At 70.4% G+C, this 22,742-nt stretch carries 20 protein-coding genes; 8 read left to right on the top strand and 12 right to left on the bottom strand.

Annotated elements, in window-relative coordinates:
- Positions 1 to 18 precede the first annotated feature (18 nt).
- The 3 genes from H295_RS0118840 to trhA form a co-directional block, all read right to left on the bottom strand.
- The gene (locus H295_RS0118840; protein WP_020136892.1) at positions 19 to 648 is read right to left on the bottom strand and encodes a TetR family transcriptional regulator; all 630 of its coding nucleotides are present in this window, start codon (positions 646 to 648) and stop codon (positions 19 to 21) included.
- Positions 649 to 653: 5 nt separating this feature from the next.
- The gene (locus H295_RS0118835) at positions 654 to 2,198 is read right to left on the bottom strand and encodes an MFS transporter (protein WP_020136891.1); all 1,545 of its coding nucleotides are present in this window, start codon (positions 2,196 to 2,198) and stop codon (positions 654 to 656) included.
- 101 nt (positions 2,199 to 2,299) lie between these two features.
- A complete protein-coding gene (trhA, locus tag H295_RS0118830) occupies positions 2,300 to 3,007 on the bottom strand; it encodes a PAQR family membrane homeostasis protein TrhA (protein ID WP_020136890.1) in 708 nt (235 codons plus the stop codon).
- 339 nt (positions 3,008 to 3,346) lie between these two features.
- On the opposite strand from trhA, the gene H295_RS0118825 reads away from it, so the two are divergent.
- Positions 3,347 to 5,188: a phosphoenolpyruvate carboxykinase (GTP) gene (locus H295_RS0118825; protein WP_020136889.1), complete on the top strand. Its 1,842-nt coding sequence runs from the start codon at positions 3,347 to 3,349 to the stop codon at positions 5,186 to 5,188.
- 183 nt (positions 5,189 to 5,371) lie between these two features.
- On the opposite strand, the gene H295_RS0118820 is transcribed toward H295_RS0118825, so the two are convergent.
- The 6 genes from H295_RS0118820 to H295_RS0118795 all read right to left on the bottom strand — a co-directional run bounded on the left by H295_RS0118820 (position 5,372) and on the right by H295_RS0118795 (position 11,783).
- Positions 5,372 to 5,986 (bottom strand): hypothetical protein, encoded by a 615-nt coding sequence (locus tag H295_RS0118820; RefSeq protein WP_020136888.1) that lies wholly within the window; start codon positions 5,984 to 5,986, stop codon positions 5,372 to 5,374.
- Positions 5,973 to 7,529 carry a substrate-binding and vWA domain-containing protein gene (locus H295_RS0118815; RefSeq protein ID WP_020136887.1) on the bottom strand — a complete coding sequence of 519 codons (1,557 nt, stop codon included), beginning with the start codon at positions 7,527 to 7,529 and terminating at the stop codon, positions 5,973 to 5,975. Before H295_RS0118815 ends, H295_RS0118820 begins: the two co-directional genes overlap by 14 nt.
- Positions 7,526 to 8,692, bottom strand: coding sequence for a toxic anion resistance protein (locus H295_RS0118810; protein WP_020136886.1), 1,167 nt, complete (start codon positions 8,690 to 8,692; stop codon positions 7,526 to 7,528). The genes H295_RS0118815 and H295_RS0118810 overlap by 4 nt, the downstream gene beginning before the upstream one ends.
- A 24-nt stretch (positions 8,693 to 8,716) precedes the next feature.
- Entirely contained in the window at positions 8,717 to 9,781 is a 1,065-nt protein-coding gene (locus H295_RS0118805) for a substrate-binding domain-containing protein (protein ID WP_028809510.1), read from the bottom strand.
- Between the two features lie 282 nt (positions 9,782 to 10,063).
- Positions 10,064 to 10,486, bottom strand: coding sequence for a hypothetical protein (locus H295_RS0118800; RefSeq protein WP_020136884.1), 423 nt, complete (start codon positions 10,484 to 10,486; stop codon positions 10,064 to 10,066).
- Positions 10,487 to 10,571: 85 nt separating this feature from the next.
- A complete protein-coding gene (locus H295_RS0118795; RefSeq protein ID WP_020136883.1) occupies positions 10,572 to 11,783 on the bottom strand; it encodes a pyridoxal phosphate-dependent aminotransferase in 1,212 nt (403 codons plus the stop codon).
- A gap of 126 nt (positions 11,784 to 11,909) precedes the next feature.
- On the opposite strand from H295_RS0118795, the gene H295_RS0118790 reads away from it, so the two are divergent.
- On the top strand, positions 11,910 to 12,593 hold the full coding sequence (locus tag H295_RS0118790; protein ID WP_020136882.1) for a hypothetical protein: 684 nt from the start codon (positions 11,910 to 11,912) through the stop codon (positions 12,591 to 12,593).
- A gap of 200 nt (positions 12,594 to 12,793) precedes the next feature.
- A complete protein-coding gene (locus tag H295_RS0118785) occupies positions 12,794 to 13,726 on the top strand; it encodes a S1 family peptidase (protein WP_028809509.1) in 933 nt (310 codons plus the stop codon).
- Positions 13,727 to 13,756: 30 nt separating this feature from the next.
- Here the strand turns inward: H295_RS0118785 and H295_RS0118780 are convergent, their stop codons facing one another.
- Together H295_RS0118780 and H295_RS0118775 are read right to left on the bottom strand one after the other, a co-directional pair.
- The gene (locus H295_RS0118780; protein ID WP_020136880.1) at positions 13,757 to 15,340 is read right to left on the bottom strand and encodes an N-acyl-D-amino-acid deacylase family protein; all 1,584 of its coding nucleotides are present in this window, start codon (positions 15,338 to 15,340) and stop codon (positions 13,757 to 13,759) included.
- 26 nt (positions 15,341 to 15,366) lie between these two features.
- Positions 15,367 to 16,641: an amino acid deaminase gene (locus tag H295_RS0118775; protein ID WP_020136879.1), complete on the bottom strand. Its 1,275-nt coding sequence runs from the start codon at positions 16,639 to 16,641 to the stop codon at positions 15,367 to 15,369.
- A 155-nt stretch (positions 16,642 to 16,796) separates the two neighbouring features.
- On the opposite strand from H295_RS0118775, the gene H295_RS0118770 reads away from it, so the two are divergent.
- The 4 genes from H295_RS0118770 (at position 16,797) to H295_RS0118755 (ending at position 19,730) form a co-directional block, all read left to right on the top strand.
- Positions 16,797 to 17,879 carry a sugar kinase gene (locus H295_RS0118770; RefSeq protein WP_234021637.1) on the top strand — a complete coding sequence of 361 codons (1,083 nt, stop codon included), beginning with the start codon at positions 16,797 to 16,799 and terminating at the stop codon, positions 17,877 to 17,879.
- Entirely contained in the window at positions 17,876 to 18,637 is a 762-nt protein-coding gene (locus H295_RS0118765) for an IclR family transcriptional regulator (protein WP_020136877.1), read from the top strand. Before H295_RS0118770 ends, H295_RS0118765 begins: the two co-directional genes overlap by 4 nt.
- Positions 18,634 to 19,044 carry a RidA family protein gene (locus tag H295_RS0118760; protein WP_020136876.1) on the top strand — a complete coding sequence of 137 codons (411 nt, stop codon included), beginning with the start codon at positions 18,634 to 18,636 and terminating at the stop codon, positions 19,042 to 19,044. The genes H295_RS0118765 and H295_RS0118760 overlap by 4 nt, the downstream gene beginning before the upstream one ends.
- 137 nt (positions 19,045 to 19,181) lie before the next feature.
- Complete coding sequence (locus tag H295_RS0118755; protein WP_020136875.1) at positions 19,182 to 19,730, top strand: hypothetical protein; 549 nt, start codon at positions 19,182 to 19,184, stop codon at positions 19,728 to 19,730.
- Here H295_RS0118755 and H295_RS0118750 read toward each other — a convergent pair.
- Positions 19,727 to 21,070, bottom strand: a complete 1,344-nt coding sequence (locus H295_RS0118750; RefSeq protein ID WP_028809508.1) for a M14 family metallopeptidase — start codon at positions 21,068 to 21,070, stop codon at positions 19,727 to 19,729. The two genes, H295_RS0118755 and H295_RS0118750, sit on opposite strands and share 4 nt — an antisense overlap.
- Before the next feature lie 198 nt (positions 21,071 to 21,268).
- Here H295_RS0118750 and H295_RS0118745 point away from each other — a divergent pair, with 198 nt between their 5' ends.
- The gene (locus tag H295_RS0118745; RefSeq protein WP_020136873.1) at positions 21,269 to 22,579 is read left to right on the top strand and encodes an Nramp family divalent metal transporter; all 1,311 of its coding nucleotides are present in this window, start codon (positions 21,269 to 21,271) and stop codon (positions 22,577 to 22,579) included.
- Positions 22,580 to 22,742 lie beyond the last annotated feature (163 nt).

Below are 22,742 nucleotides of genomic sequence, written 5' to 3'. Positions count from 1 at the left end.
TGCGGGGCGGGGCCGGTCTCAGGGGTTTTTCGTGGGCAGGCCGCGTTCGATGACCGTCAGGGCGCGCTCGAAGAGTTCGGCGAAGTCGTCCTGGAAGTCGTTCTCCGCCCAGTACAGGGAGACCTCGGTGAGGCCGCCGATGAGGGACATCGTGTAGACCCGGACCTCCAGGCTGTCCCCGGACCGGCCGCTGCGTTCGGCGACGGCCTCGCCGAGCATACGGCCGGTGACGGACATGCTCTCCAGCATCCGGGCGCGCACCGCGGGGACCTGGAGCATGAGGTGGGAGCGGATCCGGGTGGCCTCCGGGTCCTCCGCGAGGCCGACCGCGATGGCCTTGCGCAGCACGTGCCGCAGCGACTCCGTCCACGGCTCGTCGGCGGGCCGTTCGTGGAGTTCCCGCACCAGGATCGGGTCGTACTCGTCGGTGAGGACGATGTCCTCCTTGGTGGGGAAGTAGCGGAAGACCGTGGACGGTGACACCTCGGCACGCTCGGCGATCTGCTCGACCGTCGTGGCCTCGTAGCCCTGTTCCCGGATCAGGGCGTAGGTCGCGTCGCGGATCGCCGTGCGTGTCTTGATCTTCTTCCGCTCGCGAAGTCCCAGTTGGGGGCTGTCGGAGAGGGGGAAGGAGCGTGCGGGTGTCATGGGAGTCATTGTCGGGCATCGGCCTCCTCGGCAGCCATGTCCGGGGTTGTGGAGGTCTCGGTGGGGCGGGGTGCGGAGGGCAGGAAGGCCGCGGCGAGCAGGGCGGCTACGAGGGCCGCGATCCCGCAGACCAGCAGGACGACGCCCATGCCGTGGACGTACGCGCTGTTGGCGGAGGCCAGCAGGTCGGCCGAGCCGGTGCGCTGGGCGACGAGGTGCGCGGCGACCACCGACTCGCCGGCGGTGTCGGCGGCGCGCGGGGGCAGCCCGGTGACGTCGAGGCGGTCCTTGAAGCCGGCGGCGAGCAGGCTGCCGAGCAGGGCGATGCCGATCGCGCCGCCGACCTGGCGCATGGTCATCAGGAGTCCGGAGCCGCTGCCGGCGCGGTCGCGGGGCAGGGCGCTCAGGCCGCCGTTCATGGCGGGGATGAGGGAGAGGCCGAAGCCGAATCCGGTGAGGGAGAGCCACAGGGCGACGAAGCCGTAGCCGGACGCGATGGTCGTACGGCTGCCGAGGATCCCGGCGAAGGCGAGGACCACCAGGCCGGCGCTCACCGTGGCGCGGGCGCCGAAGCGGGCGACGGCTTTCGGGGCGAGGCGGGAGGCGATCAGGAGTCCGCCCATCATCGGCAGCAGGCGTACGCCGGTGCCGAGGGCGTCGTGGCCGAGGACGGCCTGGAGGAAGGGCGGGAGCACGAACAGCAGGCCGGAGAGGATGAAGTTCACCAGGGTCGCGGCGACGGTGTTGAGCAGGAAGCCGCGGTGGGTGAGCAGGGTCATGTCGAGCATGGGGCGGCGGACCCGGCGTTCGCGCACGACCAGGGCGGCGATCAGGAGGGCGGACGCCGCGAGCATGCCGAGGACCAGGGGGTCGCCCCAGCCGCGGGTGGGTGCCTCGATGATCGCGTAGACCAGGGCGCCGAGGCCGGTGACGGTGAGCGCGGCGGAGAGGGCGTCGACCTCGGGGGAGGAGGGGTCGCGGGTCTCGGGCAGCAGGAAGACGCAGGCGGCGATGCCGAGGGCGGCCATGGGGACGTTGACCAGGAAGACCGAGCCCCACCAGAAGTGGTTGAGCAGCCAGCCGCCGATGATCGGGCCGAGGGGCAGGCCGAGCGCGGAGGCGGCGGAGACGACGCCGACGGCCTTGGTGCGCTCGTCGGGGGCGAAGAGCGTGGGCAGCACGGACAGGGCGAGCGGGGTGACGAGGGCGCCGCCGACGCCCATGACGGCGCGGGCGGCGATCACCGCGTTCACGTCGCCGGCCAGGGCGCCGACCAGGGAGCCGGCGAGGAAGACACCGAGTCCGGTGATCAGCATGCGGCGTCGGCCGAAGCGGTCGCCGAGCAGGCCGGCGGGGAGCATCAGGGCCGCGAAGACGACGACGTAGGCGTCCGCCATCCACTGCTGGGCGCCGGTGCCGGCGTCGAGGTCGGCGGCCATCGTCGGCAGGGCCACGTTGAGGATCGTCAGGTCGAAGCCGAGCGTGAGCATGCTCGCGACGAGGGCGGCCAGGGCCCACCAGCGGCGGGGGTCCGGAGTGAGAGTGTCCATGAAATGAGAGTAACTCTCAAAAAGTAGTGAGTGTCAATCGGTTTCGGCATGCAAAAAGGGCCACGGCGGTAAGCCGTGGCCCTGGAGGTGCGGGAGGGGGGCTATCCGTGCTGGTAGGCCACCAGTGAGATGCCGACGTAGTGGACGACGAACGCGGCCAGCGTGAGGGAGTGGAACACCTCGTGGAAGCCGAACCAGCGCGGTGACGGGTTCGGCCGCTTGATGCCGTAGATCACGCCGCCCGCGCTGTAGAGCAGACCGCCGACGATCACCAGGACCAGCACCGCGATGCCGCCCGCGCGCATGAAGTCGGGCAGGAAGAACACGGCCGCCCAGCCCATCGCGATGTAGCAGGGCGTGTAGAGCCAGCGCGGGGCGCCGACCCAGAAGACCCGGAACAGGATGCCGGCCAGGGCTGCGCCCCAGATGCCCCACAGCAGCCACTGCCCCTTGCTGCCCGGCAGGAGCAGCATCGTCAGCGGGGTGTAGGTGCCGGCGATGATCAGGAAGATGTTGGCGTGATCCAGCCTGCGCAGGACGCCGTCCATGCGCGGGCTCCAGTTGCCCCGGTGGTACAGCGCACTGACGCCGAACAGCAGGCAGGCCGTCAGGACGTAGATGCTGCACGCGATGCGGCCTCTGGTGGAGTCCGCCAGGGCGGTCAGGACCAGGCCGGCGATCAGCACGGCCGGGAACATGCCCAGATGCAGCCAGCCGCGGAGCTTCGGCTTGATCGGCTCGGCCAGGTGCTGAGCGGTCTGCTTGATCTGGTGGGGCAGGGAGGCGGCGTCGGGGGCGGGCGGCGTCATGACCCGCATGGTACCGAGGCGGCCGTAGGTGCCGGGTGAGTGCGGACGGGTCGGCGGCCAGGAGTGGTCAGCGTCTCGCGGGAGTTGGCCTGTAAAGAAACGGTCATGACAACTCTACGTGCACGCAAATAAACGCGCTGTGCACAAGGAAAGCGTGGCGATCCTCACTCCGCTCACCTGTGATGCCCTCTGGACAGATGGGCGCTTCAGTCGGATGATCAAATGAGTGCGGTCGGCACCGGATGAGCGCCTAGGTCACCACCGAGAAGGCGCGAGAAGCATCCGGGCCGCAGCCCCCACGGGGCCTCCAAACAAAAAATCCCTCATCTAGGAGCAATCGTGGCGCGCGACATCGCGGCTCCCTCTGTCATCCCGACCCAGCACAAGGAACTGATCTCGTGGGTGAACGAGATCGCCGAACTGACCCAGCCGGACAGCGTGGTCTGGTGTGACGGATCCGAAGCGGAGTACGAGCGCCTGTGCGGGGAGCTCGTGGCGAAGGGCACGTTCAAGAAGCTCGACCCGATCAAGCGCCCCAACTCCTACTACGCCGCCTCCGACCCGACCGACGTCGCGCGCGTCGAGGACCGCACCTTCATCTGCTCCGAGAAGGAGGAGGACGCGGGCCCGACCAACCACTGGAAGGCCCCCGCCGAGATGCGGGACATCTTCCAGGGCGAGAAGGGCGTCTTCCGCGGCTCGATGAAGGGCCGGACGATGTACGTCGTCCCGTTCTGCATGGGCCCCCTCGGCTCGGACCTCTCCGCGATCGGCGTCGAGATCACCGACTCCGCCTACGTCGCGGTCTCCATGCGCACGATGACCCGCATGGGACAGCCGGTCCTCGACGAGCTCGGCTCCGACGGCTTCTTCGTCAAGGCCGTGCACACCCTGGGCGCCCCGCTCGCGGAGGGCGAGGCGGACGTCCCGTGGCCGTGCAACTCCACCAAGTACATCTCGCACTTCCCCGAGAGCCGCGAGATCTGGTCCTACGGCTCCGGCTACGGCGGCAACGCCCTGCTCGGCAAGAAGTGCTACGCGCTGCGGATCGCGTCGGTGATGGCCCGCGACGAGGGCTGGCTCGCCGAGCACATGCTGATCCTCAAGCTCACCCCGCCGACCGGTGAGTCCAAGTACGTCGCCGCCGCCTTCCCGTCCGCCTGCGGCAAGACCAACCTCGCCATGCTGGAGCCCACGATCTCCGGTTGGACCGTCGAGACCATCGGCGACGACATCGCCTGGATGCGGTTCGGCGAGGACGGCCGGCTCTACGCGATCAACCCCGAGGCCGGCTTCTTCGGCGTCGCGCCCGGCACCGGCGAGCACACCAACGCCAACGCGATGAAGACGCTGTGGGGCAACTCCGTCTTCACCAATGTGGCCCTCACCGACGACAACGACATCTGGTGGGAGGGGATGACGGAGGAGACCCCGGCGCACCTCACCGACTGGAAGGGCAACGACTGGACTCCGGCGTCCGCCCGCGAAGCAAATGGATACCGTCCGGCCGCGCACCCCAACGCCCGCTTCACCGTGCCCGCCTCGCAGTGCCCGATCATCGCGCCCGAGTGGGAGGACCCCAAGGGCGTGCCGATCTCCGCGATCCTCTTCGGCGGGCGCCGCGCCTCCGCCGTACCGCTGGTGACCGAGTCCTTCGACTGGAACCACGGTGTCTTCCTCGGCGCCAACGTGGCCTCCGAGAAGACCGCGGCCGCCGAGGGCAAGGTCGGTGAACTGCGCCGCGACCCCTTCGCCATGCTGCCGTTCTGCGGCTACAACATGGGCGACTACATGGGGCACTGGGTCGACGTGGCCAAGGACAAGGACCAGTCCAAGCTGCCGAAGATCTACTACGTCAACTGGTTCCGCAAGAACGACGACGGCAAGTTCGTGTGGCCCGGGTTCGGTGAGAACAGCCGGGTCCTGAAGTGGATCGTGGAGCGGCTGGAAGGCCGGGCGGAGGGCGTCGAGACGCCGATCGGTGTGCTGCCGACGCCTGCGGCGCTCGACACCAAGGGTCTCGAACTGGCCGACTCCGACCTGGAGTTCCTGCTCACCGTCGACAAGGAGGTGTGGCGGGAGGAGGCGTCCCTCGTCCCCGAGCACCTCAACACCTTCGGCGACCACACGCCGAAGGAACTGTGGGACGAGTACCACGCGCTGGTGAAGCGCCTGGGCTGACGTCCCCTCTCACACCCCCGCGGCCGGCCCCGATGGGAGCCCTGACCCGTGATCGTCACGGGCCGGCCGCGGGAGGCGGCACGAGGGCCGTCAGGCCCTGAGTCACGAACAGCCCCGCACAACGGCGTGGGGGGCGTGCCGTCTTGTGCGGGGTGCTTTTCGGCTTCCGGGACCGACACCCGCTCAGCTGCCCCTGACCCCGTGGTGCCCGCCCCGGTCCTCCAGGTACCGGGTGTGGGTCTCCTGGCGGCGGGCCTCCGTGTCCCGGAGGGCCGTCGCCAACCGCTGTGCGTCCTGCTTCATCAGACCGAGCTGCTGCTCCAGATGGAGCTCGGGCGACTCCGTGCCCGGTGTCATCCGCGTCCACCACCGGGTCCGTACGAAGCTGTCGACGGCCTCGGGCAGGTCGCGCCGCACGATCCGGGACAGCGAGTGCACCCCCTCCGGGTCGTGGGTCAGCAGCTCCTTGCTCCAGCCCTGGTCGAGCAACGCGGCCAGCAACTCGGTGAGTTCGCGCAGCCGGGCGGCCGCCGTGACCGACAGCTCGATGTCCGTCAGATACTCCCGCAGCTTCTCGAAGTCGCCGCGCAGCTCGTCCAGTTGGGCCGACGGGTCCGGGAAGTCCGGCAGGGCCGGCCGCTCCGGCGGGGCGATCAGGGCGCCCGCGCCGTAGAGCCCGGCCACCACCACGGGCCAGTACGGTCCCGCCACCCCCGTGAAGGTCAGCGTCAGGCCGGCCAGACCGCACGCGCTGCCCGCGATGTTCTTGCGGGACTCCAGGTATCTACTGATAGCCACGGATCTCCTCGAACGCGCCGTCCAGCGAGCCCTTCTGGGCGTCGAAGAGGCGGCCGCCGGTCAGGTCGGCGATGTGGGTCAGCTCGGAGCGGTCGGAGTCGCCGAACAGGATCGGGAAGACGGGGATGTCCCGCAGGCCCCCGCGGAGCCCGGCGTAGAAGGCGTCGAAGTCCTTCGCCTCGGCGCCCGCCGTGTTCTCCCCGTCCGTCATCAGCACGATCGACGTGAACGTGTCGCCTCCGGTGCCGAGATGGTCGTACGCCTTCTCCAGCGAGGTGTAGATCGCGGTGTCCCCGTCCGCGGAGAGCGCCGCCGTGTCCGCGCGGATCACGTCCAGGCCGGACCCCGGATCGGACGGCTCGACCACATGCGTGCGGACGTCCTTCACCCGCGACCCGAACGGCATCAGGGTGACCTCCTCGCGCTCGCGGAAGTCGCCGGTGAGGTCGGTGAGGGCCGACTTGAGGCGGTCCAGGCGCTCGCCCTCCATCGAGCCCGAGGTGTCCAGGACGTATACGGTCCGCGACGGGCGGCGCAGTTCGTTCTCGTAGGAGTCGAGCAGGCCGTCGGCGACGGAACGGGTTCCCGGGAAGGGCAGTTCGCGGCGGCGGGCGGTGTCGAGTCCTGCGGCCGGCGGCACGGAGGCGACGACCGGACGGCGATGGGTGCGTACGGTGATCTCCCGCTGGACCTTCTCGGTGCGCAGCTCCTCGGTCACCCGCCGGACGTCCTCGCGGGTCCGCGCGTTCGTGGACTTCAGCGAGGTGAGCGGATAGTCGGCGGTGATCACGCCGTCGCGGGGGCGGATCACGGTCAGGCCCGGGACGCCCTTGAGGACGGACTCGTAGTTGAGCAGGGCGTCCACGTCGTCGCGCCGGCCGTAGGCCGCGGCCAGCCAGCCCGAGGAGCCCGAGGTCAGCTTCTGGCCCGTGAAGAACTCCTTGAGCCGGGGCGTGGCCTTCGTGACGTCCGCGTCGGTGAGCGCCGACTGGGCGCCGGAGAGGGCGGAGGCCACCGAGACCAGCGTGGCGAAACCGGAGTTGGAGCGGGCCGGGTCCGTCATGCCGTACGTCAACCGGCCGTCCTGGACGGCCTGTTCGACCTGGGACCAGGTGACGTCCGCGGGCTTCCAGCCGAGCCGGGTGACGGTGGCGCTCCTGACGCCGATCGCGACCGGGCTCGACATGATCGGGGTCTCGGAGACCACCTTCCCCGCCGCTTCGGGGCGCAGTCGCAGGTAGTCGTTCGAGGACAGCCACAGCGCGTCGTAACGGCCGTCCACGGCCCCCTTCGCCAGCATGTTCACGGCGTCCAGGGTGCCGACGTACGTCGGCCGGACCGTGACGCCGGTGTCCTTCTCGACCTGGGCGAGGACCGGGCCCATGTCGCTGAGCTCGCTGGAGGCGAGGACCCGCAGGGTGCCCGGTTCGGCGGGGCCGGGGACACCGGGCGTCGGGACACCGCCGGTCCCGTCGCCCTGTGCCGTGCAGGCGGTGAGCAGGCCGAGCGCCGCGAGGCAGACGGCCAGTGCGTGTCGTCTCACCCGAGGCCCCCCTCCAGCGCGCCCTGCGACCGGCTGCGCTCCAAGTACCCGCTGGCCTGCTGGAGTTCGGCGGTCAGCGACTCCACGGTCGCCGCCATCGCCTCGGTCGCCCGGACCTCGTAGGTGTCGATCGCGTCGAGCGTCCGGTAGATCTGCTGGAAGGCGCCCCGCAGGGCCTCCGCGCCCACCGCGGGGTCGGCGGCGATGCGCTGGATCTCCCCGCTCTGGGTCGCCAGCATCTCGGCGTTGCCCCGGATCAGGTCCTCGGTCGTCCCGCGCAGCGCGTTGACCTGCTCGACGACCTTCTTCTGGTGGTCCAGCGCGGACGCCAGCATCACGGAGATCCTGAGCGCCGACACGGTGGTCGTGGCCGCCCGGTCGACGCCCTTGATCAGCTCCTCGTTGTTGCGCCGTACGACGTCCATCGCCAGGTATCCCTGCGCGCAGACGGCGAGTTGGGTGAGCAGGTCCTGGTGCTTCTGCCGGACCGGGAAGAGCACGTCGGCGCGGAGCGAGTCGGCCGCCTGCGGATCTCCCACGGCGGTGAGGTGCTGCTCGACGGCCGCGTCCAGGGCCTCCGTGAGCACGACGTACTCCTGGAGCTTGCCCATGGTCTCCCAGAGCCGGACCCGCTCGGTCTGCAATGCGGCGTTGTCACGCCGGAGTTCGTCCTGACCGCCGCGCAGCGAGCCCACGATCCGGTTCAACGTGCCCTGCGCGGAGGCGTACTTGGCGACGTGGTCGCGCAGCTTGTTGCCGCCGGGGAGCCGGGACAGGAACTTGCGGCCCTTGGAGGCGGACAGATCCCTCGGGTCCAGGTCCTCGACCACGCGCCGCAGTTCGACGAGCGATCCGGCCACCTGCGCCTGGGCGTCCCCGCCCTTGTCCGGCAGGCTGCGCACGGTCCGCTCCAGCATCCGGTTGGACTGCGCGGCCGCGGTACGCATCTCGCCGGCCCCGAGCCCGGTGATCTCGCCGACCTTGCCGGCGAACTCGGGGGAGCGGGCGTCGAGGACGGCGAGGCCTTCGACGTACGCGGAGGCCTTGCGGGCCATCTCGGTGCGCACCGAGTCGTCGACGGGGACGAGCCCGCCGGCCTTCTCCCGCGGTACGGCGGCCACCGGTTCGGGCGGTGTGAGCAGGAAGGTGTCGCCGTCGTTCATGGATGTCATAGGTGATGCCCCCCGTTATCCGCGCGCCCGTCGCGCCAGCTCGTGCAGCACCGCGGAGGTGGGCACGGGCGCCTGGCGGACGCCGGTCAGTTCCTGCTGGAGATAGCTGGTGTCCGAGGCGAACCCGGTCGCCTCGCCCTGCGGCCGGAACCCGTGCCGGACCTCCAGCTCGCGCAACCGGGGGTCGGTGGACAGGAGTTCGGCGAGCCCCTGACCGCCCTCGGTCAGGGGTACGACGGTGTGGTCGCTGTTGACCGTGGTGTCCGGGTAGAGCACGACCAGGTCGTCGGGGTGCTGCCCGTCCGCGAGGAGCGAGGCGACCTGGGACTCGTAGACGAGGACCAGCGGATTGCCGGCGCCGCTGACGAAGTCCCGGAAGGCCGCGTCCGTGCTGGACTGCTGGGCGCCCTGGACGCTGACCAGCTTGTGCAGCAGGGGAGCCGCCCTGCCGACCTCGGCCGCACTCGCGACGACCTTGCCGCCGTTCGCCACACAGGAGGCGGCGGCGAGGTAGAGGGCGCCCGAGCTGGAGGTCTCCGGATCGGTGCTGGACAGATAGAGGGTGCCGGTCAACTCCCCGTACTTTCCGGCACCCTTGAGCTGCTGCCAGGTACGGTCGGCGCGGGCCGCGTCGAGATAGGCGGCCATCTTGAGGATGCCGCGGTGTTCCTCGTCCAGGGTGGCCAGGCCGTTGCCCGCGAGGACCTCGGCGGCGCTCCTGTGCGCCACGACGACGAGGGGCGAGTAGAAGGGACGCGGGAGGGTCCCCCGCACCTTGTACTTCGCGGCGAGTTCGGCGGCCGGGGCCTGGCTGGACGGGAACGCGAAGTCGTACCCGCGCAGGTCCAGCCCCTCCATGGCCCAGGACCCCGAGGTCTCGGCCCTGACGGTGTAGCCCTTGGCGGCGAGGGCCTTCACCACGTCCGGGTCCTCGAAGAACTCCGCCTTCTCCGACCCGATCACTCCACGCACGGTCTTCGTTGCCGTGCCACTGTCCTCACTGCTGCGGCCCGCCACGACGGCAGCCACCACGCCACCGATCAGCAGTACCGCGAGGACGATTCCTACGATTCGTCTCACGCCGTGAAGAGTGCTCGCGGAACGGTAAGTTCCTGGGCAACCAGGGTGAACGGCAGGTGTAGTGCCGGTCCCGGATCAGAACGGGCGTCTGTTGAAGGGGCGCGGGGAACTGCGCGACCAGCCACGACGAACCCGCACCCGCCCGACAACCGGAACCCCTACGGCGAGAAGGCACCCCGGCCCAAGCCAACGCAGTGCATGGCTCCCGGTCCGCACGTCGCTGCGGGTACGCGCGGACCGGGGCCGTCAGAAGGAGCCGTAGGGCTCAGGGAGCCGTAGGGCTCAGCGTGCGGCGAGCTCGCGGGGCTCCAGGGCCGCCGTGTGGTGATCCATCCGCTCCGCCGCGAGGATCGCGGACGCCGTGTCCGCACGGGAGGCCGCGACGAGAAGGGCCCGTCCCGCCACCGCGTGGGCGCGGCGGTGCAGGTCGGTGATGTCGGGGGTGGCGGGGATCGCGGTCAGGGGCACGCGGGCCGGTGCGCCTCCGCCCCGCAGCCGGGCCACCTGGGCGGCGAGCCGCTCCGCCGCGGTGTCCAGGTCGGCGGACGGCTCCAGCGCGCGCAGTTCGTCGGTGACGGCGAGCAGCGCGGCGAGGTGGCCCGCCAGCTGGATGTCCAGCTCTTCCTCACGCGAACGGTGGGGGAAGTCGGTGGGGGCGTCGGCCATCGTGGAGTGGACCGACTTGGTGCGGATCGGCTCGTACATGGGATGGCCTCCTGTGCTGTCAGGAAACCATCCTAGCTTAGATTTCGTCTAAAGTTGAGCGAGCTGAAAAACCGGACCGAAAGATCTACGGCTGGCCGTACCCGTCCAGGAAGTTCCCGATCCGCCCCACCGCGTCCCGCAGGTCGCCGACCGTCGGCAGGGTCACCACCCGGAAGTGGTCGGGTTCGGGCCAGTTGAAGCCGGAGCCCTGGACGACCATGATCTTCTCCTGGCGCAGCAGGTCGAGGACCATCCGCCGGTCGTCCTTGATCTTGAAGACCTTGGGGTCCAGGCGCGGGAAGAGATACAGCGCGCCCTTCGGCTTCACGCAGCTCACGCCGGGGATCTGGGTCAGCAGCTCGTACGCCACGTCCCGCTGTTCGATGAGCCGGCCGCCCGGCAGGACGAGATCGTTGATCGACTGGCGGCCGCTGAGTGCGGCGACCACGCCGTGCTGTCCCGGCATGTTCGCGCACAGGCGCATGTTCGCGAGGACGGTCAGGCCCTCGATGTAGGAGTCGGCGTGCGCGCGCGGCCCGGAGATCGACATCCAGCCCACTCGGTACCCGGCCACCCGGTACGCCTTCGACATGCCGTTGAAGGTGAGGGTGAGCAGGTCCGGGGCGACCTTCGCGGTCGGGGTGTGCGTGGCGCCGTCGTAGAGGATCTTGTCGTAGATCTCGTCCGAGCAGACCAGCAGGTTGTGGCGGCGGGCGATGTCGGTCAGCCCCTTGAGCATGGTCTCGTCGTAGACCGCGCCCGTCGGGTTGTTCGGGTTGATGATGACGATCGCCTTGGTGCGGTCGGTGACCTTCCGCTCCACGTCCGCGAGGTCGGGCATCCAGTCGGACTGCTCGTCGCAGCGGTAGTGCACGGCCGTACCGCCCGACAGCGACACGGCGGCGGTCCACAGCGGGTAGTCGGGGGCGGGAACGAGGACCTCGTCACCGTCGTCGAGAAGGCCCTGCATGGCCATCACGATCAGCTCGGAGACGCCGTTGCCGATGAAGACGTGCTCGACGTCGGTCTCGATGCCGATGGTCTGGTTGTGCATGACGACGGCGCGGCGTGCGGCGAGCAGCCCCTTCGCATCGCCGTACCCGTGGGCGGTCGAGACGTTCCGCAGGACGTCCTCGAGGATCTCCGGGGGCGCCTCGAACCCGAACGCGGCGGGGTTGCCCGTGTTCAGCTTGAGGATGCGGTGCCCGGCCGCCTCCAGGCGCATCGCCTCCTCGAGAACCGGGCCCCGGATCTCGTAACAGACATTGGCGAGCTTGGTCGACTGGATCACCTGCATGTCTGGGAGCTTACGGCCCGGTAACGCTCCATGGTCCGTGTTTTCCGCCACTTGAGACGTGGTGGTTTGGTCCGTTATCGCCGGTAGCTGTCCCACCGGCCTCATCCGTCCCTACAATCCGTCGCCATGTCCAGGCCAGTCGAATACGAGTCCGGTGCGCCGAACGTCTATCAGCCGCAGCCCGGAGCGGCCCCGGCGTACGAGGAGTACACGGACCCCGCGGCCGCGCACGGCTGGCAGAACGCGTACGACGCCACGGCCGAGCTTCCCCTGATCGAGTCCGGTGCCCCGGGAGCGGGCGCCCCCGGGGGCGGCGGCCCGGAGTCCGGCGGCCGGGCCGCCCGGCGGCGGGCCGCCCGCGGCACGGGAGGCCGGCGCTCGCGCCGGGTCGTCACGGTCGTCGGGACCGTGGGGGCCGTGGGGGCGGCCGCGCTGATCGCGGGGCTGTCCCTGACGGATTCCTCCTCCGGGCCCGACCGGGGGCCCGGGACGGGTGCCGCCTCGGCCTCCGCGACGCCGGGCGAGGCCACCGGCCCGGCCGCCTCCGCCCGTCCGGAGCGCCCGGGCGCGACCGCCTCGGGAGGCTCGGGGGCCGGCGCCGCCGCATCCCCGGCCCCGGGCACCTCGGGCGCCGACGCCGCCGGTGCCTCCGCGGACGCGTCCGGGGGCCCGGCCTCCGGTGGTCCGTCCGTGCGGGCCTCCTCCGGTGCGTCGGCCACCCCTTCGGTCACGGGCACGGCCACCGCGGACGGTCCGGGGAACTCCGGCGGCAAAGGGCGCGGACAGGGCGGTTCGAAGAAGCCCAAGTAGCCCTGTGAATGGGTAAGTTGATCTCGCCGACGAGAAATGCCGGGTGCCTGGCGCCCCGGATGTGCAGGTTCGCCCGTCGAGAGGCGCGGTCTCGGCACAGCTTCTTGCCCAAGTGACCACCCTTCTTCACAATGTGCATGACAAACTCACGGGCGGCCGGAAGATTTCCGGCCGCCCAAGTCGCAAGAGGGGACCCCCACATGAGAAAGCCTCTCGTCGCCGTGCTCAGCGCCCTGGCCCTGGCCGGGATCGGCGCGGCACCCGCGGTCGCCGCCGAACCCACCGCCGCGGGCGTCGGCAAGAGCGTCGATACCGACACGGTCACCTCCGTGGTCCACGACACGCTCACCTCCGCCACGGCAGGCCTGTCCCAGCTGACGTCACCGTCGCCGTCGCTCAAGGCCGTCACCCTCGCCGGAACCGTCTCGCTCAGCAACTGCTCGGGCTCGGTGATCCGGTTCCCGAACTCCCTGGACAGTGACCCCGCGCTGGTCCTCAGCAACGGCCACTGCCTCACCACCGGCTTCCCCGAGCCGGGCGAGGTGCTCACCAACCAGGCGTCCACGCGGACCTTCGGGCTGCTCAACTCCGCCGGCACCCGCGTCGCCACCCTGCGCGCCAGCAAGCTCGCCTACGGCACGATGACCGACACGGACGTGTCGATCTACCAGCTCACCTCCACGTACGCGTCGATCAAGAGCTCGTACGGCATCTCCGCCCTCACCGTGCAGGACACCCACCCGACGGCCGGGACCGCCATCACCGTGGCCTCCGGCTACTGGAAGACCCTCTACAACTGCAACATCGACGGGTTCGCGTACCGGCTGAAGGAGGGCGACTGGACCTGGAAGGACTCGGTCCGCTACACCTCCGCCTGCCAGACCATCGGCGGCACGTCGGGCTCGCCCGTCATCGACCAGTCCACCGGCAAGGTCGTCGCCGTCAACAACACCGGCAACGAGGACGGGCAGCGCTGCACGGAGAACAACCCCTGCGAGGTGGACGCGAACGGCAACGTGACCGTCCGGGAGGGGATCAACTACGCGCAGGAGATCTACAACATCCCCGCCTGCTTCACCACGGGGAACCAGCTGAACCTGAACGCGAGCGCGTGCACGTTGCCGAAGCCGTAGCGCCCCTGGGGAGTTGAGCTGGGCGTTCCGTCACATGGGACTGTTACGGACCGCCCGCCCCGCCAGGACCTCTGTGCGTTTGCCGTCCTCGATCACGAACTTGCCGTCGATCAGGACGTGGGGGATGCCGATGGGCAGCCTGCGTGGGTCGGCGAAAGTGGAGCCCGGGGCCACCGTTTCCGGATCGAACAGCACCAGGTCCGCCCGGTAGCCCTCCTTGACCAGACCCCGGTCCGGCAGCCGGAGCCTGGACGCCGGGCGCGAGGTCAGATGGGCGACGCACTCCTCCAGGGACAGCACCCCCAACTCCCTCACATACGTGCCGAGATACCGCGGGAACGTGCCGTAGGCCCTCGGGTGCGGCTTCGCGCCCTGGAGGATGCCGTCCGAGCCGCCGGTGTGGGCCGGGTGCCGCATGATCGTGCGGACGTTCTCCTCGTGGCCGACGTGCTGGAGGATCGAAGGGGCCAGCCGGTCGGCGAGGAGCAGGTGGCGGGCGGTCGTCCAGCCGTCCAGGCGGCGGCCCACGTGCCGGGTCAGCTCCGGGTCCCCGACCCCCGAGATCTCGATCGTGTCCCAGTCCACCGGCACCCCGTGGCAGCCGTCCGCGCCGACGACCTCCAGGTCGTGGCGGATCCGCTCGGCCGTCCCGTCGTCCGCGAGCCTCTTCAGGGTCTCCTCGGGGCCGCCCTCGCTCGCCCAACTCGGCAGCAGCGCCGCGAGGGTGGTCGAGCCGGGGGTGTAGGGGTAGGTGTCGAGGGTGATGTCGGCGCCCGCCGCCAGCGCCTCGTCCAGGAGGGTCAGCAGCTCCGGCGCCCGGCCCTCGTTCACGCCGAAGTTCATGGTGGCGTGGGCGAGATGGAGGGAGCAGCCGGCCTCCCGGGCCAGCGTGACCATCTCCGCGTAGGCCTCCAGGGCCCCCGCTCCGTACGAGCGGTGGTGGGGGCAGTAGTAGCCGCCGTACCGCGCCACCACCCGGCACAGCTCGGTGAGTTCGGCGTCCTCGGCGTACATGCCGGGGGTGTAGGTCAGCCCGGACGACATCCCCACCGCGCCCTGTTCCATCCCCTCCGCGACCAACCGCCGCATACGGTCCAGCTCTTCGGGTGTCGCCGCCCGGTCCTCCCAGCCCACGGCGAGCGCGCGGACCGTGCCCTGCGGAATCAGATACGCCGCGTTGACGGCGATGCCCCGGTCCAGGCGGTCCAGGTACTCGCCGACCGTCCGCCAGTCGAAGTCGATGTCGTCGCCGGGGCCGTTCCAGCCGGTGACGGCCCGCCGGACCTCCGCCAGCGTGCGGTCGTCGACCGGGGCGTACGACAGCCCGTCCTGGCCCAGGACTTCGAGGGTGACCCCCTGCGCGGCCTTGGCGCTGTGGTCGGGGTCGCGCAGGAGGGCCAGGTCGCTGTGCGCGTGCATGTCGATGAAACCGGGGGAGAGGACGAGCCCCTCCGCGTCCAGCTCCCTGCGGGCCTTGGGGCGTTGGCAGCCCGCGTCGGCCGCCTCCTTGACGATCGCCACGATCCGGCCGCGGTCGACCACCACGTCGGCGCGGTACCACGGGCCGCCGCTGCCGTCGACGACGTCCGCGTCCCGGATGACGAGCTCCTCCATGCCGGACCTCCCGCGTCCTGAAGCTTCTAGAAGAAGGTGCGCACGTAGTCGACGACCGTGCCGTCCGCCTCGGCCACCGGGATCAGCTGCCACTTGTCGAAGGACGTGCACGGGTGCGAGAGACCGAAGCCGACCCAGTCGCCCACCTCCAGGTCCACCCCGGGGGCGGTGCGCAGCCACGCGTGCTGGTCGGAGAGGGCGGTCACCTCGATGCCGGTCGCGGGCCGCTCGGTGCCGTCGCGGCGGACCACCTGGGGGAGGGGGAGGTCGAGGTCGTGGGCCGCGTCCCGCTTGCCCGCGTTGGTGAAGGCCTGCTCGGGTGCGGGGCGGGAGACGACCTGCGACCAGAGCCGGAACGCGGGCTCCAGCGCGCCTTCCTCCGGGACCCGGTTGAAGGGGGTCAGCCTGCGGTAGTGGCCGTCGTCGTGCGAGACGTAGGCGCCGGAACGCAGCAACTTCAGGACCGGCAGGGAGAGTTCGGGGATCTCGGCGAAGACGTCGGCGACCGCGTCGAACCAGGCGCTGCCGCCGGCGCTGATCACGATCTCGTCGAGTCCCTGCGCCGCGAACCGCCCGGCCTTGTCGAAGTCGGCGGCCAGGGCCACGAGCCGGCGCAGCCAGGCGTGCACGCGCTCCGGGTCCGGCCGCGGGACCTCGCCCTCGTAGCCGGCGACCCCGACGAGCCGCAGGGTCCCGGCGGCCGCGACCGCGTCGGCGACCGCCGCGCACTCCGCCTCCGTACGGACACCGGTGCGGGCGCCCTCACCGGCGGCCAGTTCGACGACGACGTCCACCGGCCGGGACGCCCCGCGCAGCGCCTCGTCCATCAGCTCGACCCCGCGCACGGAGTCGACGTAGCAGACGAACCGGAAGTCCTCGTCGTGCGCGAGTTCCCCGGCGATCCAGCGCAGCGCCGCCGGGTCCACGAGTTCGTTGGCGAGGAAGACCCGCTGGACGCCGTACGCCCGCGCGACCCGGACCTGGTGGGGGACGGCCAGGGTGATGCCCCAGGCGCCGTGCTCGATCTGCCGCCGGAAGAGCTGGGGGGCCATGGTCGTCTTGCCGTGCGGCGCGAAGGCGAGGCCGTGGCGGGTGGCGTACGTCTCCATGAGCGCGAGGTTGTGCTCCAGGCGCTCGGCGGACAGGGCCAGTACAGGGGTGGTGAAGCCGTCGGTGAAGAGATTGCGGCGCTGGGCGGTCAGTTCGGCCACGGTCAGGCCGTCCGCGTCCGGGGGGAGGCCCTTGAAGCGGTGGTCGACGCGGTCCTCCGAGAGGCGGGCGAGCGCTTCGGTACCGGACACAGGGCCTCCCGATCAGTGTGTTGCAGTATGTGCAACGTCCATTGCGTGTACCGCTCAGTGCTGTCTAACATCCTGGCGAACGCCGGGTCAATGAAGGAGCCGCGACCATCGTGAACGCCCCCGACGCCGTGGACGTCGTCACGCTCGGCGAGTCCATGGTCACGTTCCTGCCCGGCCGGCCGGGGCGGCTCGCCGACGTGCCGTCCTTCGACCGGGGGATCGGGGGCGCGGAGTCGAACGTGGCGTGCGGGTTGGCTGCCGCCGGCCTCGCGGTGCGGTGGGTCAGCCGGGTCGGGGCCGACGGGTTCGGGGATCATCTGGTCGAGACGATCGGCGGACACGGGGTCGATGTCTCGGCGGTCGCCCGAGATCCGTCGCGGCCCACCGGGGTGTACTTCCGCACGGCTGGGGACCGGGGCTCGGACGGGCACGAGGTCGCGTACTACCGGGCGGGGTCGGCGGCTTCGGCGATGTCCGTCGAGAACGTGGATCTGTCGGTGGTGCGGGCGGGGCGGGTGCTGCACCTTTCGGGGATCACCGCCGCGTTGTCTCCCGAGTGCCTGGAGCTGGTGCGTGAGCTGACGGCCCCCGGGCCGCAACGGCCCCTCGTCTCCTTCGACGTCAACCATCGCCCCCGGCTGTGGCGGGACGCGGAGGGTCCGCGGGTGCTGCTGGAGCTGGCGCGGGGGGCCGACATCGTGTTCCTGGGGGAGGACGAGGCGGAGGAGGCGTGGGGGGTGACGGGGGGACCTTCGGAGATTCGGGCGGTGCTGCCTGAGCCTTCGGTGCTGGTGGTGAAGCAAGGGGGAAGGGGGGCCACCGCGTTCGTGTCAGCTGCGGCCGAGTGGGGGATTGTCGCGCCCCGCGGCGGAGCCGCATATCGATGCAGCCCCGCGCCCCTGGGTGGGTTCCGGTCGCAGTCAGTTGATGCGCCCCCCTCGAACACCTTCGCCCCCGCCCTCTCCGTCGACGTCGTCGCCACCACCGGTGCCGGTGACGCCTTCGCCGCCGGGTTCCTCTGCGCGACCTTGCGCGAACTGGCCCTCCGCGACCGGCTCCGGCACGGCCACCTCTGGGCCGCCGCCGCCCTCACCGTCCCCGGTGACCTGGCTCCACCCCCTTCCCGCGCACACGCCGACCGGCTCGCGGCCCTCGGGGACGACGCGTGGGGGACACTTCGACTCGGCCCCGGCTGGACGCGAGCCGAGACGGCCTCGGAGGAGGTACGCACGCCATGAGTCAGACCGTCGACCGAGCGCTCAGCATCCTGCCGTTGCTCGCCGAGGGGCCCGCCGATCTCGGCCAGGTCGCCGACCGGCTCGGTGTGCACAAGTCCACCGCGCTGCGGCTCCTGCGCACGCTGCACGAGCACGGCATGGTCTACCGCCAGTCCGACCAGCGCTACCGGCTCGGCGCCCGCCTCATCGCGCTCGCCCAGGAGGCGATGGAGAACCTCGACATCCGCGAGATCGCCCACCCCCATCTCGTACGGCTGAACGAGAGCTGCGGGCACACCGTCCACCTCGCCGTGTACGAGGACGACGAGGTGCTCTACATCGACAAGGTCGAGAGCCGCTACCCCGTGCGGATGTACTCGCGGATCGGCAAACCCGTCGCGCTCACCGTCGCCGCCGTCGCGAAACTGCTGCTCGCCGACCTCCCCGAGGCCGAGCGACGGGCCCTCGCCGGCTCGCTGCAATACCCCCTCTACACGGCCCGTTCGACACCCGACGCCCCTGCTTTCCTGGAGGAGTTGGCGCGGGTGCGCGAACAGGGCTGGGCCGTCGACCTCGGTGGCCACGAGGAGTCCATCAACTGCGTCGCGGCCCCGGTCCGCGGTGCCGACGGCAGGGTCGTCGCCGCGATGTCGGTCTCCGCGCCGAACGTCGTCGTGACCGCCGAGGAACTCCTCACCCTGCTCCCGCAGCTCCGCCGTACGGCCGAGGCCGTCAGCGGCGAGTACTCCGGCAGAACGACAGCGAAGGAACCCGCATGACGGACAAGACCGCGCTCACCCCGAGCACCCACACCACCCCGCCCGCGAAGTTCTCCCACGGGGTGCGCAAGGGCAACATCCTCCAGGTCGCCGGGCAGGTCGGGTTCCTCCCCGCCGAGGAGGGCAGGCCGCCCACGCCTGCCGGGCCGACCCTGCGCGAGCAGACCCTCCAGACCCTCGCCAACGTCAAGGCGATCCTGGAGGAGGGCGGTGCCTCCTGGGACGACGTGATGATGATCCGCGTCTACCTGACGGACGTGGACCACTTCGCCGAGATGAACGCGATCTACAACACCTACTTCGAGGAGCAGGGCCTCACCCAGCCGCCCGCCGCGCGCACGACGGTCTACGTCGGTCTGCCCGCGGGCCTCCTCGTCGAGATCGACGCGCTCGCGGTTCTGGGCTAGCGACGACGCACGTTCCCTGTCCACGCCGCCCCATGTCCACGCCCGCCCCCCGGTGTGCAACCGCCCCATGTAGGCGTCCGGTAACGATGTAGGGGCCGAGTGTGCCGGGCACAGGATCGTCGACCATACTGCCCGCTGTGGAGCAGCGCATAGGTTCGAGCAGCCAGCCCCTGGAAGGCGCCGGATTCGACCCGGCCTACATCCCCGGGCTCACCTCACCCGTGTCCGGCGAGGCGGAGTCCGCCCCGGAGAAGGCGGAGGTGACCGCGGAGGAGGTCGTCGAGGAGCCTGCCGAGGAGTCCACCGAGACCGAGGGCGAGCGCGCCGAGGAGCCCGCCGGGGAGCCTGCCGATGAGGAGGCTCCCGACGGGCCCGTCTTCGAGGCCGCCGACCGCCGTGCGAGGGTCGTCGCCGACCACCAGGGTGTACGACTCTCCCTCGACGACCAGGCCTGCGAGTTCCGCTGGGACGAGATCGGCGCGATCGAGACCGAGACGCCCCGCTTCGGCAAGCGCTACACCCTCACCGTGCACACTCCCGACCGCCGCTGGTACCCGATCGAGATCGAGGCGGGGTCACGGTCCGAATTCGCCGAGTGGGACCAGCAGTTGGACGCGGTGATGGACAAGTACTTCGAGGACGAGACGCCGGAGCCGGCCGAAGAGGAGTCCGAGGAGACTCCCTAGCAGTACTGCGCCTGCTTGCCGATCGACCGGTACATGCAGTCCGAGTTCTCCAGCAGTTGCAGCACCGCGTCCCGGTTGCGTGACGTCTCCCGCTCGATCACCTCGTCGGGCGGGTAGAACCCGCCCCCGGAGCTGGACGACGGGTACATCTCGAAGGTGTACGAGAAGATCTTGTGCGTGCCCCAGAGGTAGTCGTCGATCGACCCGTCGGTGATGTACAGGTCGCTCGCCTGCTCCGCCGTGTACCCGTTGCTCGCGGCCATCTTCTGCCCGACCGCCTTGAACGCGGCGTTGTCGTCGGCGGTCATGCCGGTCGCCGTGTCCGCGGAGGTGTACCCGTAGGGCCACAGCACCAGTTCGCTGTACGTGTGGAAGTCGATGTTGCTCTTGATCTGCTGGACCCCGCCGACGACCCGGCTGCGCACGAAGTTCGCGACCACCTTGACCTCGGGCGCCGACTCGGCGGACGGACCCCGGTAGGTCTCGGAGGACGTCGACCCGGAGGAACCGCCGCAGCAGCCCCAGCGGTAGGCCCAGTTGCGGTTGAGGTCCGTACCGACCGCGGAGGAACCGGAGTTGGGCTGCCGGTTCTTGCGCCACGAACGGTACGAGCCGGTGGCGATGTCGTACTCGCCGCCGTCCGGGTTGAGGTCGGGGATGATCCAGATCTCACGGTTGTTCACCATGTTGGTGACCCGGGAGTCGCTGCCGTAGCCCGCGCCGAGTTCGCGCAGCAGGTACAGCGCCATCTCGACGGTGAGGTGCTCACGGGCGTGCTGGTGGTGGGTGAACAGCACCTCCGGCTCGGCCTCGTCCGTCGCCACGTTGTCGCTGATCTTGATGGCCACGATGTCCCGGCCCTGGTACGACGTGCCGATGACCCGCTTGCTCATGATGCTCGGGTAGGCGGCGATCCGCTGGTCGATCTCGGCGGTCATCTCGGCATAGTTGTGGTAGCGCGAGTCGGCCGAGGGGAAGTCGAAGAGCCGGGCCTCGCCGGGGGCGACCCGGTCCGGCGCGGTGCCCAACGGCTCCACGTCGTAACCGAGTTGGCGAAGCCTCTTGATTTGCGAGGCCCGGCCGGAGACGACCACCGTCTCCTCGTCCGCCTCGTCGACCGTCACTCCGGTCTGCTGGATCGCCGTACGGGTCACGGGAGTCGTCTGCTGGTGGATCTCGTACTGGCGGACGTCCTCGGCGCTCGGGGCCGCCTTCGGGGCGCTGTCGGCGTTCGCGGAGAGCGGGGCCGCGAGGGCGAAGGTCATGAGGGAGGCGACGGCGGCGAAGGTGGCGTAGCGGGTGCCGCCGCGGGTGCCGGAACCGCGTATGCGAAGTCGCATGAATTCTCCTGTGTTCTCCAGGGATTCCGGGATCTCCGGAAGCGGGGAGTGGAGCGGGGGGTGGTTCAGCGACGTACAGGTGCGGGTGTGCCGCTCATCGTCCGTGTCTGACATGGTCAGGTCAAGAGAGTCAAGGGCTGACTTCCTTCACCGCACGCCCTCTTGCCGGTCCGGGATCTTTAGGGTTTCTTGACCTTCATGGCGGACACCACGGACAACACAGTGACCGGTGAGGCAGGTTCCGTACCCCGCAAGGCCAGTTGGCGGTACATCGGACCAGGGATCGTCGTCGCCGCGACCGGCGTCGGCGCCGGTGACCTGGTCGCCACCCTCATCGCGGGCAGCAACTTCGGCTACACGCTGCTGTGGGCGGCGGTCATCGGCTGCCTGGTGAAGATCTCCCTCGCGGAGGCGGCGGGCCGCTGGCACCTGTCCACCGGCCGCACCCTGTTCGACGGCTGGGCGAGCCTGGGCCGTTGGACCACCTGGTTCTTCGCCGTCTACGTGGTCGTCTGGGGCTTCGTGTACGGCGCGGCCGCGATGTCGTCGAGCGCGCTGCCGCTCCAGGCGCTCTTCCCGGACGTGATGGACCTCAAGTGGTGGGCCGTGGCCTGCGGGTTGGTCGGTCTGGTCTTCGTCTGGTTCAACAAGTACGCGGTCTTCGAGAAGGTCATGACGGTCCTGGTGGGCGTCATGTTCGTGGTGACGGTGTACCTGGCGATCAGGGTCACCCCGAACCTGGCGGACGCCTTCGCGGGCCTGTTGCCCGTCCTGCCCGACGAGAAGGACTCGATCCTCAACACCCTCGGCCTGATCGGCGGGGTAGGCGGCACCATCACGCTGGCCGCGTACGGCTACTGGGTCAACGCCAAGGGCTGGACCGACACGGGCTGGATGAAGGTGATGCGCCTGGACAACCGGGTCGCCTACCTCACCACCGGCATCTTCGTCGTCGCCATGCTGTTCGTGGGCGCGGAGCTGCTGCACTCCGCCAATGTGGCGATCGCGAGCGGCGACAAGGGGCTCATCCAGCTGAGCGACATCCTGGAGGACGAGTACGGCTCGGCCACGGCCAAGTTCTTCCTCATCGGCTTCTTCGCCACCTCCTTCACCTCGCTGATCGGCGTCTGGCACGGGGTGAGCCTGATGTTCGCGGACTTCGTGGCCCGCTTCCGGGGCCAGGGCGCGCAGAAGGGCGAGGAGGTGGCCTCCGGCGCCCGCGAACGCTCGTGGCCCTTCCGCGCGTACCTGCTGTGGCTGACCTTCCCGCCCATCGTCCTGCTCTTCCAGGGCCAGCCCTTCCGCCTGATCATCCTCTACGGCGTCCTGGGCGCGGCGTTCCTCCCCTTCCTGGCCGGCACCCTCATCTGGCTCCTCAACTCGGCCCGCACCCCGAGGGAATGGCGCAACGGCCCACTGAGCAACGGGATGCTGGCGATCGCGGGCCTGCTGTTCCTGACGCTGTGCGTGAAGCAGGTCTGGGATCAGCCGTGGGGGGATTTCTTCTGAGACGGGGGCGCCGACTGCCTTGCGGGGCGTGGGGGCGTGGGTGGCGCAGGAGACCGGGTGGTGGCGGTGAGGTGGGTGGGCAGGTGCGGCCGGGGCCGGCCCGCGTCGGCTGTCGGGAGGGCCGGATATCCTCGGCCGACGGGAACCACACCACCGACGAGGG

It is taken from the genome of Streptomyces sp. 351MFTsu5.1 (assembly GCF_000383655.1).
Taxonomy (GTDB): Bacteria; Actinomycetota; Actinomycetes; order Streptomycetales; family Streptomycetaceae; genus Streptomyces; species Streptomyces griseorubiginosus.
The sequence above is the reverse complement of the archived record's forward strand: the minus strand, read 5'-3'. Positions and strand labels throughout refer to the sequence as shown.